General features: G+C 66.8%; 15 protein-coding genes and 1 tRNA gene. 5 read left to right on the plus strand and 11 right to left on the minus strand.

The genetic code is table 11. The annotated features are described in order from the left end of the window. Nucleotides 1-11 precede the first annotated feature (11 nt). The 3 genes from ptsP to ACSE4D_RS14125 all read left to right on the plus strand — a co-directional run bounded on the left by ptsP (nt 12) and on the right by ACSE4D_RS14125 (nt 3,463). Nucleotides 12-1,682 (plus strand): phosphoenolpyruvate--protein phosphotransferase, encoded by a 1,671-nt coding sequence (gene ptsP / locus ACSE4D_RS14115; protein WP_436326121.1) that lies wholly within the window; start codon nt 12-14, stop codon nt 1,680-1,682. A gap of 117 nt (nt 1,683-1,799) precedes the next feature. Next, the gene (locus ACSE4D_RS14120) at nt 1,800-2,081 is read left to right on the plus strand and encodes an HPr family phosphocarrier protein (protein WP_135541385.1); all 282 of its coding nucleotides are present in this window, start codon (nt 1,800-1,802) and stop codon (nt 2,079-2,081) included. Nucleotides 2,082-2,134: 53 nt separating this feature from the next. Continuing rightward, a complete protein-coding gene (locus ACSE4D_RS14125; RefSeq protein WP_425118870.1) occupies nt 2,135-3,463 on the plus strand; it encodes a methyltransferase in 1,329 nt (442 codons plus the stop codon). Between the two features lie 45 nt (nt 3,464-3,508). On the opposite strand, the gene ACSE4D_RS14130 is transcribed toward ACSE4D_RS14125, so the two are convergent. Then, on the minus strand, nt 3,509-4,483 hold the full coding sequence (locus ACSE4D_RS14130; RefSeq protein WP_436326122.1) for an HAAS signaling domain-containing protein: 975 nt from the start codon (nt 4,481-4,483) through the stop codon (nt 3,509-3,511). After that, entirely contained in the window at nt 4,480-4,827 is a 348-nt protein-coding gene (locus ACSE4D_RS14135) for a PadR family transcriptional regulator (RefSeq protein WP_425118868.1), read from the minus strand. The genes ACSE4D_RS14130 and ACSE4D_RS14135 overlap by 4 nt, the downstream gene beginning before the upstream one ends. Before the next feature lie 160 nt (nt 4,828-4,987). Between ACSE4D_RS14135 and ACSE4D_RS14140 the strand changes: the two genes are divergently transcribed. Beyond that, nucleotides 4,988-5,617, plus strand: coding sequence for an HAD-IA family hydrolase (locus ACSE4D_RS14140; RefSeq protein WP_425118867.1), 630 nt, complete (start codon nt 4,988-4,990; stop codon nt 5,615-5,617). Between the two features lie 75 nt (nt 5,618-5,692). Here the strand turns inward: ACSE4D_RS14140 and ACSE4D_RS14145 are convergent, their stop codons facing one another. After that, nucleotides 5,693-7,072: an APC family permease gene (locus tag ACSE4D_RS14145; RefSeq protein WP_436326123.1), complete on the minus strand. Its 1,380-nt coding sequence runs from the start codon at nt 7,070-7,072 to the stop codon at nt 5,693-5,695. Nucleotides 7,073-7,086: 14 nt separating this feature from the next. Beyond that, on the minus strand, nt 7,087-8,733 hold the full coding sequence (locus ACSE4D_RS14150; RefSeq protein ID WP_426937336.1) for an amidohydrolase: 1,647 nt from the start codon (nt 8,731-8,733) through the stop codon (nt 7,087-7,089). Nucleotides 8,734-8,862: 129 nt separating this feature from the next. On the opposite strand from ACSE4D_RS14150, the gene ACSE4D_RS14155 reads away from it, so the two are divergent. Beyond that, the gene (locus ACSE4D_RS14155; RefSeq protein ID WP_436326124.1) at nt 8,863-9,489 is read left to right on the plus strand and encodes a TetR/AcrR family transcriptional regulator C-terminal domain-containing protein; all 627 of its coding nucleotides are present in this window, start codon (nt 8,863-8,865) and stop codon (nt 9,487-9,489) included. A gap of 45 nt (nt 9,490-9,534) precedes the next feature. On the opposite strand, the gene ACSE4D_RS14160 is transcribed toward ACSE4D_RS14155, so the two are convergent. The 7 genes from ACSE4D_RS14160 to ACSE4D_RS14190 all read right to left on the minus strand — a co-directional run bounded on the left by ACSE4D_RS14160 (nt 9,535) and on the right by ACSE4D_RS14190 (nt 16,068). After that, a complete protein-coding gene (locus ACSE4D_RS14160; protein ID WP_436326125.1) occupies nt 9,535-10,011 on the minus strand; it encodes an N-acetyltransferase family protein in 477 nt (158 codons plus the stop codon). A 260-nt stretch (nt 10,012-10,271) separates the two neighbouring features. Next, nucleotides 10,272-10,353, minus strand: a tRNA-Leu gene (locus tag ACSE4D_RS14165). A gap of 93 nt (nt 10,354-10,446) precedes the next feature. Continuing rightward, nucleotides 10,447-10,920 (minus strand): thioredoxin-dependent thiol peroxidase, encoded by a 474-nt coding sequence (bcp, locus tag ACSE4D_RS14170; protein WP_426937337.1) that lies wholly within the window; start codon nt 10,918-10,920, stop codon nt 10,447-10,449. 149 nt (nt 10,921-11,069) lie between these two features. Continuing rightward, a complete protein-coding gene (locus ACSE4D_RS14175; protein ID WP_426937338.1) occupies nt 11,070-12,860 on the minus strand; it encodes an acetyl/propionyl/methylcrotonyl-CoA carboxylase subunit alpha in 1,791 nt (596 codons plus the stop codon). 3 nt (nt 12,861-12,863) lie between these two features. After that, entirely contained in the window at nt 12,864-14,504 is a 1,641-nt protein-coding gene (locus ACSE4D_RS14180) for a 5-oxoprolinase/urea amidolyase family protein (protein WP_426937339.1), read from the minus strand. Beyond that, entirely contained in the window at nt 14,501-15,286 is a 786-nt protein-coding gene (locus ACSE4D_RS14185; protein WP_426937340.1) for a putative hydro-lyase, read from the minus strand. The genes ACSE4D_RS14180 and ACSE4D_RS14185 overlap by 4 nt, the downstream gene beginning before the upstream one ends. Beyond that, the gene (locus tag ACSE4D_RS14190) at nt 15,283-16,068 is read right to left on the minus strand and encodes a LamB/YcsF family protein (RefSeq protein WP_436326126.1); all 786 of its coding nucleotides are present in this window, start codon (nt 16,066-16,068) and stop codon (nt 15,283-15,285) included. Before ACSE4D_RS14190 ends, ACSE4D_RS14185 begins: the two co-directional genes overlap by 4 nt.

The raw sequence follows: 16,068 nt of genomic DNA on the forward strand, positions 1-16,068 counted from the left end.
AAGGAATGGGGATGTCCGCAGAGTTCTCAGGTATCGGAGTCGTGCCCGGGCGTGTCATCGCCCCGGCGCTGAACATGCCCGAACCGGTGTCCGCGCCCGTGGCGAAGCCGGCCCCGGCCGACCAGGAAGCGGAGGCGAACAGGATCCGCGAGGCCTCGGCCGCCGTGCACGCCGAACTGCGTGAGCGGTCCGAAACGGTCACCGGTGATGCCCGCGACGTGCTCAAAGCCACGGCGCTCATGGCCAAGGACCCCACGCTGGTGAAGACGGCGATCAAACGCCTGTCCGACACCGATGCGGAGACCGCGATCTGGACGGTGGCTGAGGAGACCGCAGCCCAGTTGGAGAAGCTGGGCGGTTATATGGCCGAACGCGCGGCCGATGTCCTCGATGTGCGTGCTCGCCTCGTCGCCCGACTGCGCGGAGTGCCGGCACCCGGCATCCCGTATTCGGCCGAACCCTTCGTGCTCATCGGCACGGATCTCGCTCCTGCCGACACCGCCACCTTGGATCCCGAACTCGTGCTCGGCCTGGTCTGCGAGGAGGGTGGGCCGCAGAGTCACACGGCCATCCTCGCCCGCTCGTTGGGCATTCCCGCCGTGGTCGCAGCCGCCGGGGTCCGCGACATCCCAGATCGCACCTCCGTCTTCGTCGACGGCGGCACCGGCGTCCTGCGCACCGAACCCGGTGCCGCCGAGGCTGAGCTCGTCGAAGCGTGGAAGGAGACGGCCGGTCGGCTGCAGTCCTTCACCGGTCCCTGCCTGCTCAAGGACGGCACCCGGATCCCGCTGCGTGCCAATGTCGGGGACGGAACTCAGGCGCGGGCGGCGGCTGCTGCCGGTGCCGAAGGGGTCGGTCTGCTGCGCACGGAGTTCTGCTTCCTCGATCGTGACACCGAACCGACCGTGGAAGAGCAGGCCGAAGCCTACGGGGAGGTGTTCGCGGCCTTCGACGATCACAAGGTCGTCGTGCGCACCCTCGACGCCGGAGCCGACAAACCGCTGCCGTTCCTCACCGACTGCGAAGAACCGAACCCGGCCTTGGGGGTGCGCGGATTCCGGACCAGCCGAAGGGCCCAGGGCGTGCTCGAACGTCAGCTGGAGGCCATCGCCGTGGCCGCGCAGAAACATGCGGTCACCGTTCACGTCATGGCTCCGATGATCGCCACGGCAGAGGAGGCTAAGCAGTTCTCGACGCTCGTCCACGCGGCCGGCCTGCCGGTTGCCGGTGTCATGGTCGAGGTCCCCTCGGCGGCGCTGCAGGCGGCATCGATCCTTGCTGAGGTCGACTTCACGTCCATCGGCACGAATGATCTCACCCAGTACGTCATGGCCTCTGACCGCATGCTCGGCGGTCTGGCAGAACTCAGCGACTCGTGGCAGCCGGCCGTCCTCCAACTGATCGGCATGGCCGCGACCCAAGGCACCGTTGCTGAGAAATCGGTGGGGGTCTGTGGAGAGGCCGCAGCCGATCCGGCATTGGCCGTCGTGCTCGTCGGACTCGGAGTCACCAGCCTGTCGATGGCACCGCGTGCCCTGTCGGCTGTGGCAGAAGTGCTGACCGGTGTCACCATGGACCAAGCACAGCAGATTGCCCGGCGTGCTCTTACGGCACGGAGTCCGGGCGAGGCGAAAGCCGCGGTTCGAGCCGAGCTGCCGATCCTCGACGAGCTCGGTCTGTGAGCCGGCTCGTCCGGGCGTGAGCCCGAGAGGCACCCAGCGCGACAACCGCACCACCAAGTAGCGTCGAAGAACTCGATCGACCCGCACCCGGGCGGTCTGAACAGGAAGGACAGCGACATGGCAGAGACCATCGCAACCGTTGGAAGCACCGTCGGCCTGCATGCCCGCCCAGCAGCTCTGCTGGCCGAGGCGGCCGGAGACTATGATCTCGAGATCACCATCGCCCTCGAGGGCGAATCCGCCGAGGATGCTCTCGACGCGGCCAGCGTGCTCTCCCTCATGGGCCTCGGCGCGGAATACGGGCAGAAGGTCGTTCTGCGCGCCGAAGGCGACGGTGCCGATGAGGCACTGGCTGCCCTCAAACAGCTCATCGAGTCCGATCACGACGCTGAGGGCTGATCGCTGCACAGCCGATGAGGCGGCAAGCGGTCCGGTCGGATTAGACTGATCGAATGTCCGCCTCCCTGCTGTCCCCCGATTCTGTCGCCGCCCATCGCAGCCGGGATCTGCTGGCGGAATTTCCGCAGCTGCGCGATGTGCCTGGTCTGCCGCAGGCGCGCATGCTCGTCGAATACATCATCGGCCGCCGCCTCCGTGAACTCGACGTGTCCGGTCGTGACGCGGCCGGTGCCTTCATCGACGCCGAAGCGATCGCCGACGCCCCGCATCGCCTCATCGTCGTCGATGATGCCCGCGGACTCCAGGCTCGCCTGCTCAGCGAACTCGCCGAGGTGGCCGTCCATCACGATCGCATCGACGAATCCCGTGCTGCCGCCGACGCTGCCGACGCTGCGCTGATCACCTCCCTCGAGGAGATCGCCTCACTCGCCGAGGCGGGGCGTGGGCGCTCGACGCTCGGGTGCGACACGGCGGCCGGCGCAGACGTCCTCGCGGGGGAGAGTGGCCGGGAGACCTGGGCGATCATCAACGCGCCGAAAGCCACCAACGCGCTCGCCGAGTCCATTGCCGCACTCCAGCCGCATGTGTCGCTGATCATCGTCATCGGCCGCAGCGACTCGATGAGTCGGGCGGTGAACAAGGAGCTCTCCCGCGGCTTCGGTCGGGTCGACGTCTCTCCGGGAGTGGGCAAGCACCGGATGATCATCGGCAGCCGACCGCTGTCGTCACCGAGCCTGCCGAGCTTCCCGAAGCGCGGAGTCATCGCTCACTCAACAGTCGGAGACCTCGAGGTCAGAGCCCACGGTGCCTGCTTCTCCGGGGTGCGCAGCGACGAAGGTTCGACGCTGCTCCTCGATGCGCTGCTGGAGACTCTGCCCGGCACTGACTCTGACTCCTCGTCTCCGACGACGGTCTCGACCGCCTCACCCGCCGCTGTTGCGGATTCCATCCTTGACCTCGGCTGCGGGAACGGATGGCTGCTGACCGCTGCCATGCGTGCCACGGGAGCTTCACGGGGAACCGGCGTGGATGTGTCCAAGGCGGCGGTCGCCTCGGCGAGGGCCACAGCGGAGGCGAACGGAATCGACGTCGACATCGTCCTCGGTGATGCCGCGGACGGCGCCGATGCCGACGTGGCGGCCTTGGGGGAGTTCGACCTCGTCGTCCTCAACCCGCCGTTCCATCAGGGCACGACGATCGAAACCGAGACCGCCGCGGCACTCATGGCCACGGCCGCGGCACATCTGGCGCCCGGCGGACAGGTGATCACCGTGTTCAACACGCACCTGCGCTACCGGGATCGCCTCGAAGCCATCATCGGGCCCAGCGAACAGCTGGCCCGGAACAAGAAGTTCACGGTCATCTCCAGCCGCCGCAGCTGAGCTGCACGAGTACTGCGGCCGGGCGTCAGAGGACTGCTGCCGTCCTCATCGGCTCTGCTGGGCGCGATACGTCCGCCACGTGCTCACCTGGTCCCAGATCGTGATGATCCAGATCGCTGCGGCCGTGATGATCTGTTGGATGTCGGCGTTCGGAGCGCTCGTGATCTCGGGGTGGAGGACCGGCTGGGTGAGCAGGGCGATGGTGAGGAAGACGGCCATGGCCACATCGATGATCCCGCCGATGATCGACACGGTCGGTCGCGTCGAGCCATTCACGAACCTGATGATCTCGACCACGGCCAGGAGGGCGAGGAAGCCCCAGTAGCCGAGCAGCCAGCCCGTGCCGAGGTCCGGATTGATGAACGTCCCGCCGTGGTTGACATGGCCGACGTAGAGCAGGCTCGTCGGAATGAAGGGGATCGTCGCCAACGCGAGGATGAAGACCAGCCCTAGGGCCGCCTCGGCGCGGATCTGCCTGCCGCGGACATCGCGACGATCGAGATCATCGATCGTCCACGCGCCCTTCTGCTGCCCGGGCATGCGGGGCAGGGCCGCGCCGTCGGCACGGCGGTCGCCGAGGCCGATGATGATCGCGATGACGGCGAAGGCGGTCAGCAGTGCGGAGACGGTGTTGCCGACAGTGCTGCCGATCAGTTCCCCGAGCTGGACATCGGGGGTGGTGGCGACGGTGACCACCACGTTGGCGAGCACCGCTATCAGACCGACGATGGGCAGGATCCAGCGCAGTGTCCAGAGGAAGAGGGGGTACGACTTCGGGCCGATGAAGTGCTGCGGCGAGTTCGAATACTCCCGCGACAGCACGGCCGGATCGCCGAGTTCTTCGAGCACTTCGCGTTCGACGGCGGCCGTGTGTTCGGGGTTCGGCTGAGGATCCTCGCCGAGGCGGGCCTCGACCGTATCGTCGATCGTGGCGGTGATCTCGGCGGCGATGTCCGCACGCGTGTTCTCGGGCAGATGACGGACGACGTTGTCGACGTAGATTTCGGTGAGCGCACTCATGGTGTGCCGTCCTTCCAGAGCTTCGTGATGCTGGAGTCGAGTTCGAGCCACTGAGAGTGGAGTGCGGCAGCGACTTCGGCGCCGCTGTCAGTGACGGTGTAGTACTTGCGGGGGCGAGCCTGCTCGGTGCTCCACTCGGATGTGAGTAGGCCCTGCTTCTCGAGTCGTCGCAGCAGGGGATAGAGAGTGTTCGCCTCGGTGGGAATTCCCGCCTCGGTGAGCGTCGTCAGCAGCGAGTAGCCGTACTGCGGGCGGCGACAGGCGACGAGACTGGCGAAGACGACGGTGCCGCGCCGCAGCTCCAGTTCGTGTGTGGTCAGCGCCTTCTGCGCATCCTCGTTCATGCGACACACTTTAGTGTGTGGGACACACTATTGCAAGAGGCGGGGTATTTTTCGCCACGGCACAGTTTAAGGTGGGCAGCCCAGATTTGAACCTGGGCTATTCGCCTCTAACTGGGCTATTCACTCAAGGGGTGCGGGTATCGGCAGGTAGGGTTGCCGCATGGACTTGAGAAGATGGGTGCTCTTCGACATCGGGGGAGTCCTCGAGGTTGTTGATGACGACACTGTGTGGCCGCAATTCCAGCGTCGGTGGCAGGAGCGATCCGGATTTTCAGTGGAGGAGTACCGAGCACGTCTCCGGGCGGCGGACTTGCCGGTCATCGATCGTCGAGCGGACACGAGAACCGAGTATTGGTCGAAGGTGGGCCGAGCGCTGGAGATGGATTCGGACCTGGCCGAGGCGATGCAGGCGGACATGTGGGACGAGTACTGCGGTCGACTCAACACCGAACTGTTCGACTATGCGGACTCACTCCGATCGCGTGCTGGAGTCGCGATCCTGTCGAATTCGGTCGACGGCGCTCGTTGCGAAGAGGAACGCCGATTCGGGTTCAGTGCAGTCTTCGATCCGATCCTCTACAGTCACGAGACCGGTCTGCTCAAGCCGGAACCGGAGGCCTATGAGAATGCGCTCGAACGCATGGGCGCTGAACCTCAGGACGTGCTCTTCATCGATGACCACGACATCTGCGCAGAGGGTGCTCGTGCCGTGGGCATGAACGCAACCGTGCACCGTGGCAATGCCTCGACGATCGAGACGATTGAGCAGTTTCTTCAGCAGGAGGGCTGAACTGGGCAGGTGTCCTTCCGGTCGGTTCGAATCGGCTGGGCCTCTGCCGACCTTCGAAGCATGATCGACGAGGGGTCACTCGCTCAGGTCAAGCATCGGCGTCGGACGTCTGAAGCCTCGTGTGACGAATGTGAGGTAGCTGGTGCCGATGACGAGCCAGACCAGGCCGATGAGCAGGGTGCGCGGTGACAGGCTCGTCCACAGCCACAGAGTGAGGCAGAACCCGATTCCCGGCAGCACGATGAAGCTCATCACGGCGTGGGCTCCGCGCCGCTTCCCATCGATGATGAAGTGTTTGATCACCGCGAGGTTGACTGCGGAGAACGCGATGAGCGCGCCGAAGCTGATCATCTCCGAGAGGAACCCGAGGTCGATGGCCAATGCGAACAGTGAGACCACTCCAACCGACAGCGTCGCCGGAATCGGGCTGTGGAAACGCGGTGAGAGGCGTCCGAAGAATCTCTTCGGCAGGACACCGTCACGTCCCATTGCGAAGAGGATGCGTGAGACCGAGGCCTGCGAGGTCAGTGCGGACCCGCAGGCGCCGGCGACATAGGCGGCGGTGAAGAAGATCGTGAGGAATTCACCTCCCGCGGCGGCCATGACATCGAGTGCGCCCGAGTCGACGTCGGCGAAGTCATTCGACGGGTAGACGAGTTGAGCGAGGAACGAGAGCACAATGTAGATGAGACCGCCCGTGATGGTGGCGATGACGATCGCGCGAGGTACGGTGCGCTTGGCATCTTTGGCCTCCTCGGACAGGGTCGAGACCGCATCGAAGCCGAGGAACGACAGGCACAGGATCGCGGCGCCGGCCATGACATTGCCGAATCCCTCCGCGGTCCCATCGCCGGTGAACGGGACGGCGAGGTCGACGCTGCCGGTTCCCGACATCGAGGCGATGCCAAGGGCCGCGAAGGTGATGATGAAGATCGCCTGCGCCACGATGATGACGATATTGGCACGTGCCACGGAGACGATGCCGATGACATTGAGGAGGGTGACGAGAACGATCGCGGTGAGCACGAATACCCAGGAGGGGATCATCGGGAACGCGGCGGACAGGTAGATGCCGATGACGAGGTAGTTGATCATCGGCAGAAACAGGTAATCCAGCAGCAGGGCCCAGCCGGCAACGAAGCCGATGCCTGCCCCGAAGCTCTTCTGCGTGTAGGTGTAGGCGGACCCGGCGTAGGGCAGTTCGTGGGCCATCTTTGCGTATGATCTGGCGGTGAAGACCATTGCGAGGAGAGTGATCACGTAGGCCAGCGGCACCCGACCGCCGCTGACCTGAGTGACGATGCCGTAGGTCGTGAAAACCGTGAGGGGCACCATGTAGACAAGGCCGAAGAACACCAGAGACGGGACCCCGAGCGCTCGACGGAGCTGTCCTTCGCCGCCAGCCTGAGGTTTCTCGTCGCCGTGAGGGGCTGTGGTGTCTTGTGGGTGGGACATCGTCGTCCTTTCGCTCAGGGTGCTGAATGCACGGCAACGCCGCCGAGGTAGGTGGTGCGAACAGGCATCACAGCGAGTTCCCGCGGAGGCAGTTCTCGAAGGTCGCGGTCGAATCTGATGAGATCAGCGCTCGCCCCGGGCCGAATCTCGCCCCAGGCTGCGGGAGAGTGATCGGCGAAGGCTTGGTGGGCCACCGCCGTCGAGTACGCGTCGAGGGCACGATCGACATCGACGATCTCCTCCGGTGTCCATCCGCCGGTTGGTTCGCCCTGCTCGTTCTGTCTGCTTGTGCCGATCGCCAGACCTTCGACGGGCGTGCCCGAGGTGCACGGCCAGTCCGAGCCGAAAGAGAGATCCCCTCCGCTGTCGAGGATGCTGCGCATCCGATACTGCGTGGCTGCCCGTTCCTCGCCGAGGCGGGGGATCGTGAGGACGGTCATGAGGTCATCGAGCTGTGCCCACAGAGGCTGCATGTTCGCGATGACCCCGAGCTCGGCGAAGCGAGCGAGATCTGCGGAATCGACGATCTGGGCGTGGGCGATCACTGGGCGGCGATCGCGGGGCCCGTTCGCGACGATCGCCGATTCGATGGCGTCGAGGGCCTGCCGCACGGCGGCATCGCCGATGGCGTGGATGTGAACCTGGAAACCCGCGGCGTCGACGGCCCGCACCGCCTCGGCGAGGGTCTCTCCCTCCCACACCCGCAGCCCGTGGTTGTGCAGCGAGGAGCAGTAGGGATTGAGCAGTGACCCGGTCTCGTTCTCGACGACCCCGTCGGCAAAGAACTTCACGGTGTTGGCACTGAGGTGCGGATCGGCCAGAGCATCCACGCGCTGCTTGGCTTCGATCATGTCCGGCATCTGGTGTGCGAAATGGCGCGGGTCGGCGTAGAGGGCGAGGTTGAACCGGAGCTTGAGCCGCCCCTGGGCAGAGGCCTTGCAGTAGGTGTCGACGTCGGCCGGCTCGACCCAGGCATCTTGGACCCAGGTGACGCCGCGCTGGAGGTAGTAGTCGGCCGCACATTCGAGAGCGCGGAGCCGAATGGTCTCGTCCCGCGGCGGACGGACGGCGTCGACGAGATCGACCGCGCCCCACTCGCGCAGCGTGCCGAGCGGCGACCCGTCGCCCCGGCGGGGGATCTCACCCAGCATCGGTTCGGGTGTCTCGGCCGTGATGTCGGCGAGTTCAAGGGCCCGCGAATTGCACCATACGGTGTGATAGTCCCAAGCGCGCAGCACGACCGGCCGGTCGGGAACCGCCTCGTCGAGCCAGCGGGCGTCGAAGAGTCCGCCCTCGACGAGGCTGCCGTCATACGATGCGCCGGTGATCCACTCGATGTCCGGGTTCGCTGCGGCGAAACGACGCACCTCGGCGACGACCTCGTCGACGCTGGGACACGAGCGCACCTGCGGTCCCTCCGCTTCGAGCCCGCCGAAGATCGGGTGGGCGTGACCATCGCCGAAGGCGGGCATGAGGAAGCCGCCGTCGAGGTCGACTCTCTCGACGTCTGCACGGGAGGCGAGGGACGCCTCGGCGAGCGAATCCGCGACCAGGGCCGAACCCACCGCGGCGACGATGCCGTCGACGACGAGCAGTGCGTCGCTCGTCTCGCCGGCGGACCCGAGCCAGATGGTGCCATTGTGGAAATGTGAGATCGTCACGTCGATTCTGCTCCCGCTTCGCTGCACGTCTTCGTCGTCCCGTCACGATATACGAACAGTGTTCGTGTCTGTGACTGAGAACACGATACACTCCTAGCGGGAACGATGGAAGAGGAAGGCAGGAGCAAAATGAGGCTCAATCGGCAGCGGCTCGTCGATGCCGCGCTCGTCCTCGTCGACGAGGAGGGTGCTGAAGCTCTGTCGATGCGTACGCTGGCCTCACGTGTCGACAGACAGGTGTCCTCCCTGTACAACCATGTCTCCGGGCGTGCCGAACTCATCGAACTCATGCGCGCCCGCATCGTCTCCGACATCGACGTCGGTCCGTTCGCCTCGGTGTCCTCATCCGCGGACAGGGTGCGCTGGGACGAAGCGCTCGAGTCGTGGGCCCGCTCGTATCTGCGTGCGTTCGCCGCCCACCCCAACCTCATCCGCCTGCTCGCGACGACATCGATCAGCGATCTTTCGACGTATCAGATGTACGACTCAGTAGTCGCGGGCCTGCGCCGAGGCGGCTGGCCGGAGACGAGGACGGTGGCGGTCATGCGGACGGTCGAAGCCCACGTCCTCGGTTCTGCCCTCGACATCATCGCCCCCGACGACCTCATCTCCCAAGACTCTGCGGATGAGCGGTTCTCCGAGATCCGAGCGGCACTCGACCCGCGCTTCGCTGAGTCGTCATCAGCTGTGGCCGCATTTGACCTCGGACTGCGAGCCCTCATCGCGGGTCTGCGCCAGGAGGTGTGCACTCTGTGAACGCTTCCGGCTCCTCTTCCGCGCCGAACTGCGCGAACGAATGGCCTAAGAGCCCGCGGCTTCGGCTGCCGGCTTCGCGTCATAGGTGACCCAGTTCGTCCGCGAGGCGACCTTCTCATAGAGCACCTGGGCCTGTTCGTTGTCGGATGCGGTGATCCAGCGGACGACGGAGCGCCCCTCCTCGGCGGCGATGGTCTGCAGCCGGGCGATGAGGGCACGTCCGGCGCCGGAACCGCGCTCCTCGGGGTCGGTGAAGAGGTCGTCGAGCCAGATTCCTGTCGACCCGGTCGACGGGCGAGCGAAGCGGCGGTAGTCGGCGATGGCGATGATCCGCCCGTCCACCTCGGCGACGAGGCTCTGCACCTCATGATCAGGCTCGGTGATCCATTCCCACACCCGGGAGACGATCTCTTCGGACTCGGGCAGCCGGTAGAACTCACGATAGGCGCGGAAGAGTTCCTTCCAGCGGGCTTCGTCTGTAGGGGCGGTGGGGCGGATCGTCGGTGCTGAAGATGACGTCATCGTCGTCCTTTCTGTGGTTCCGGCGCGGCTACCTCTGCGGTCCCGGGGCAACAAATCTCTCCGGTTCTGGGGCAATGACCACATTACGTTCAGCACCTCTGTTTGCGTACTGATGGCAGGGACGCAATGTGGAAATCGGTGTACGAAATGTAGGGCGGTGTGCATCTTTTGTGATGGGCGAACGAGCGTGGACGATGAGCGTCGGAGAATGAAAGATCCCCGGTGCGGAAACTGTTCGATCTCCACACCGGGGACTGCGGTACGCGAGAGGGGACTTGAACCCCTACGTCCGAAGACACTGGAACCTAAATCCAGCGCGTCTACCAATTCCGCCACTCGCGCCGAACGCCCGCCGAGGCAGCCGCGACGCCCTCAAGATTAGCAGGGGCGTCGCGGGATGCTGAAAACCTCGGCCGCGGTCGCGCGAGCGGTCGCTCAGGCTGCGTAGATGCCCAGCGCCTTGCGCACGCGGGCGACGTGTCCGGTGGCCTTGACGTTGTACTGGGCGAGTTCGACCTTGCCCTCGGCATCGACGACGACGGTCGAGCGGATGACGCCCTGGACGACCTTGCCGTAGTTCTTCTTCTCGCCGAAGGCACCCCAGGCGGTCATCATCGACTTGTCCTCGTCGGAGAGGAGGTCGAAGTTCAGGCCCTCCTTCTCGATGAACTGCTGCAGCTTCTCCGGCTTGTCCGGAGAGATGCCCAGCACGTTGATCCCGGCGGCCTTGAGCGCCGAGAGCGAATCCCGGAAATCGCACGCCTCGGTCGTGCAGCCCGGGGTCATGGCGGCCGGGTAGAAGTAGACGACGACCCGCTGGCCCTTGAAGTCGCTGAGGCTCACGGACTTCCCGTCCTGATTGACGAGGGTGAAGTCCGGGGCGGTGTCGCCGACTGACAGACGTGACATGAATGTTCCTCCTGAGGTGGACGCTATCGGTGGTGGATAACCATTGCTGTCCACCACTCTATTCCGTTGTCGCCTGGGATGCCTCAGCCGATGCGTGCGATGGACTGGGCGATGCCGCAGCCGATGCGTGCGATGGACTGGCCGATGCCTCAGCCGATGCGTGCGATGGCCTGGTCGACCGCGACGACATCGCCGACGGCCGCGACCCGGTGGAACGTGCCCGCGACCGGTGCTTCGACCCGGGTCTCCATCTTCATCGCCGACAGCACGGCGACCTCGTCTCCGGCGGCGACTTCGGCACCGTCGTCGACGAGGAAGTCGACGAGGCTGCCGGGCACAGGTGCGGTGACATCCCCGGCGACGGCCCCTCCTTCGCCTCCCCTCGCCGAGGCGGCTCCACCGTGGCCGGCGGCACTGCCGTCACCGCCCTGATCGGTGCTGCCCTGACCGGCCCCACCGGCCGAACCGAGGGCGGCGAGCAGCCCGGCGGGCAGCCCGAGGGTCGTGAGCTTCCCGCCGATCTCGATCTGCATCCGCTGCATCTGACCACCCGAGCCCGGTGTGGGACGGTCCTGCGCCTCGAAGCGCGGCAGCAGCTCGGATTCGATCCACTGAGTATGGATGCCCTCGACGCCGTCTTCCCCGAGGCGGGTGAACGCCTCGTCGGACAGGATCGCCAGCGAACACGGCAGAACGGTGGCCGGCCCTTCGACGTGGAGTTCCTTGGCCGCGGTGATCGTCCGGGCGATTGCCGCACTCCGGTCGGGACCGTGGACGATGAGCTTGGCGAAGAGGGAGTCGAAGGCCGGCTGCACCGTGTCACCGGCACGGAGACCGGAATCCCAGCGGATGCCGGGCCCGCCGGGCACGTCGAGGACGTCGATGCGTCCGGGAGTGGGCAGGAAGCCGCGGCCGGGGTCCTCGGCGTTGATGCGCAGCTCGATCGCATGCCCCTGCGGCCGTGGTGTCGAGTCGAGCGACAGGCCGTCGCCGAAGGCGATGCGGAACTGTTCGGCGACGAGGTCGATCCCGGTCGTCGCCTCGGTGACAGGGTGTTCGACCTGGAGCCGGGTGTTGACTTCGAGGAACGTCATGGTGCCGTCGGCGGCGAGGAGGAATTCGACGGTGCCGGCACCGCGGTAGTCCACCTCGGCGCAGATCGCTTCGGCCGAACGGTGCAGGCGCTCGCGCTGATCCGCCGACAGGCCCGGGGCGGGTGCCTCCTCGATGAGTTTCTGGTTGCGGCGCTGCGCGGAGCAGTCGCGATCACCGACGGCCACGACACGACCCTGACCGTCGCCGACGATCTGGACTTCGAGGTGACGGGGACGTTCGAGGTATTTCTCGACGAAGCATTCGGAGCGACCGAACGCCTCGGCGGCCTCACGGGTCGCTGAATCGAAGGCGCCGGCCACGTCGGTGAGCTCGTGGACGATCTTCATGCCGCGCCCGCCGCCGCCGTGGGCGGCCTTGATGATGATCGGCAGTCCCGCCTCGGCGGCGAAGGACTCAACCTCGCTCGCATCCTTCAGGGGCTGGTCGATGCCCGGCGCCAGGGGAGCGCCGACCTTCTGCGCGAGCTGGCGGGCGGTGACCTTGTCGCCGAGTGCCGTGATGGTCTCCGCGGTCGGTCCGATCCAGACCAACCCGGCATCCTCGATAGCGGCGGCGAAGTCTGCGTTCTCTGACAGGAAACCGTAGCCGGGGTGGACGGCATCGGCACCGGCGGCCCGCGCCGCGCTGAGGATCGATTCGATGTTGAGGTAGGTCTCACCCGCACCGGTCCCGGGCAGAGCGAAGGCTTCGTCGGCGAGGCGCACATGCATGGCGTCGGCGTCCTGATCGGCGTAGACGGCTACCGAGGTGTGCCCGTGTTCGGCGCAGGCACGGATGATGCGGACGGCGATTTCGCCGCGGTTGGCGATGAGGATGGTCGACATGATTCAGCTTTCGTTCTCGTGTGTGCGGGGTGCCCCGTGTGCACGGGCAGAGGTGGTGAAGCGCAGCGTGACACCCGGAGCCAGCTGCGCGGCGAGGTCGGTGTCGTCGACGCTGGCGATGATCGGGTAGCCGCCGGTGAGCGGATGGTCCGGGCCGAAGAGCACCGGCTGTCCGTTCGGCGGGACCTGCAGCGCCCCGGTGACCGCGCCCTCGCTCGGCAGCTCGCCGGTGCGGGCACGTTCGAGCGGGACCTCACCGGACAGGCGCAGCCCGACCCGGTCGGATTCGTGGGTGACCGTCCACTCCTGAGACAGGAGAGTGTCGATGCCGGCCGAGGTGAACCAGTCCTCCCGCGGGCCCAAGGTCACCGTCAGAGTCACGGTCTGACCGGGCTGGGGCAGGTCGCGTGCGGCAGCTGGGACCGGATCGACGAGGTGGGGTGCGGCGACGGGGGTGTGCAGGTCGAGCGTCGTGCCCTTGTCGAGGGCTGCCGGCCCGAGTCCCGCGAGTGTGTCCGCCGACGCACTGTCCAAGGCCGTGGTGACGTCGATGCCGCCGCGGAGGGCGAGGTAGCGGCGGATGCCGCGGGTGGTGGTGCCGAGTTCGAGTTCGTCCCCGTCGGCCACAGCGAAGGCCTCGCCGGGGCGGGGCGTGTACACCGTGCCATCGCCGGCGGTGACGGTGATCGTCCCGTCGGCTCCGGCGACTGCGGCGACTCCGTCACCGGTGAACCGCAGCCGTGCCCCGCCGCCGAAGCTCTCGAGTCCGGCCGCGTCTTCGGCGTTTCCGACGAGCCGGTTCGCGGTCGTCAGGGCCGTGCGGTCGGCGGCTCCGGCACTGCTGACGCCCATCGAGGCGAAGCCGGGACGCCCGAGGTCCTGGACGAGCAGCTGCAGACCGGGGCGGAGGACCTCGAGGGTGTGTGCCGATGACTCGCTCGCCTCCGTCGCCGGAGCAGACGCGCTGGCCTGTTCGTCCGCGCTCGCGCTCGCCGCCTCGTGTCCCACGCTGATGGAGTCCCGCTCCGCATCGGTGAACGTCACGATCGTGCCGGGGACGAACAGAGCCGGGGGCTGCCGGTCGAGATCCCACAGTCTCGCTTCGGTGCGTCCGATGAGCTGCCACCCGCCGGGGGAGGATCGAGGGTAGACGCCGGTGAACTCGCCGGCCAGGGCCACCGCACCCACGGGCACACGGGTGCGCGGGGAGGAGCGGCGAGGAACATCGAAGAGTTCGTCGTCACCGGCGAGGTAGCCGAAACCGGGAGCGAACCCGGCGAATGCGACTTCCCAGGTCGCCGCTTGGTGACGGGCGATGACCTCGGTGGGGGAGACGGAGAGGAGTTCGGCCACCTCGGCGAGGTCTTCCCCGTCGTAGGTCACCGGGATGCTGACCTCCCGAGCCGCAGCTGACGCGGATTCGGTGCGGTCGAGCCCGCGGATCGCCTGCTCGAGGATCCCGGCGCCGGTGCGGCGGGGATCGAAGTCGATGAGCACGGTGCGGGCGGCGGGGATGAGCTCGACGACGCCGGGCAGGTCAGCCGCCTCCAGGCTCTGGTGCAGGGTCATCGTCGCGGCCAGGTCGGCGCATTCGACGAGGAGGTGACGCCGGGAAGCGGTGTGGAAGGTCAGGTCGGTCGTCATTGGCGGTAGGTGTCTTCCGGTTCGTCGGTGATGAACATCTTCCCTGGTGAGTGCGTGATCGCAAACGGCACCCCCGAGGCTTGGACCGCTGCCTGCGGGGTGACTCCGCACGCCCAGAACACGGGAATGTCGCCGTCGGCGATGGCCGGGGCGTCTCCGAAATCCGGTGTGCTCAGGTCGGTGATGCCGATCTGAGCGGGTTCGCCGATGTGGACGGGAGCGCCGTGGACGGCGGGGAAGCGGTCGGTGATGCGCACCGCCTCGGCGACCTGGGCGGCCGGGATCGGGCGCATGGACACGACCATGTCTCCGCTGATCCGACCGGCCGGGGCGCACGCGGTGGAGGTGCGGTACATCGGCACATTGCGTCCGGCGTCCTGGTGGCGGATCGGGATGCCCGCCTCGGTGAGTCCGTTTTCGAAGGTGAAGGAGCAGCCGATGAGGAAGGACACGAGGTCCGGGTGTTCCTCCCACGCATGCGTGGCGTCGGTGACCTCTCCGGTGAGCCGGCCGTTCTCCCAGATCCGGTAGCCGGGGATGTCGGTGCGCAGATCGCTGCCCGGGGCCAGACCCGATTCGACCTGCCCGGGTTCGAGGACGTCGATGACCGGGCATGGCTTCGGGTTGCGTTGGGTGAACAGCAGGACGTCGAAGGCCCAGTCGGCGGGCACGGAGATGAGGTTCGCCTGGACGAGGCCCGGCGCCATCCCCGAGGTGGGCTCCGAGGCCCCGGCCCGGATGCGGGCGCGGGCTTCGGCACCGGCGGTGGACTTCGCGCTCATCGCCCGGCTCCGGCGAATGCGGCGATGGTGACTCCTTCGGATTCGAGGAGCTCGCGCGCGGCGCGGGCCATGTCGATCGATCCCTGCGAATCGCCGTGGAAGCAGATCGATTGGGCGTCGACATCGACGAGGCTGCCGTCGATCGCTTCGACCTGACCGGTCTGGACGAGACGCAGCACGCGGGCGGCCACGGCCTCGGGGTCGTGGAGGACGGCATTCGGCTCGCTGCGGGAGACCAGGGAACCGTCGGGGTTGTACGAGCGGTCGGCGAAGGCTTCGGCGGCGACCGTCAGACCGGCCTCGGCGGCAACCCGGTTGGCCACGCTGCCGGCGAGGCCCAAGAAGACAAGGGAGTCGTCGACGGCCTTGACCGCATCGACGACGACCTTCGCCTGCGCCTGGTCGCGGACGATCGCGTTGTACAGCCCGCCGTGCGGCTTGACGTAGGAGACCGTGCCGCCGACCGCGGTGGTCAGGCCGAGGAGGGCGCCGATCTGGTATTCGACCTGAGCCTGCAGGGTTGCGGCCGGGACGTCGAGGGCGCGTCGACCGAAGCCTTCGTAGTCGTCGTAGCCGGGGTGGGCGCCGATGACGACGCCGCCGCGGGTGGCGGCATCGACGGTGGCCCGGATGCCTTCGGGGTTGCCGGCATGGAAGCCGCACGAGACGTTGGCGCTCGTGACGAGGCCGAGCATGGCCGCATCGTCGCTGACGACACGGTCGGGTACGTTCTCCCCGAGGTCAGAGTTGAGGTCGATTCTCAGTTCGTTCGTGGTGGTCAT

The organism is Brevibacterium sp. FAM 27836 (genome assembly GCF_051351055.1).
Lineage (GTDB): Bacteria > Actinomycetota > Actinomycetes > Actinomycetales > Brevibacteriaceae > Brevibacterium.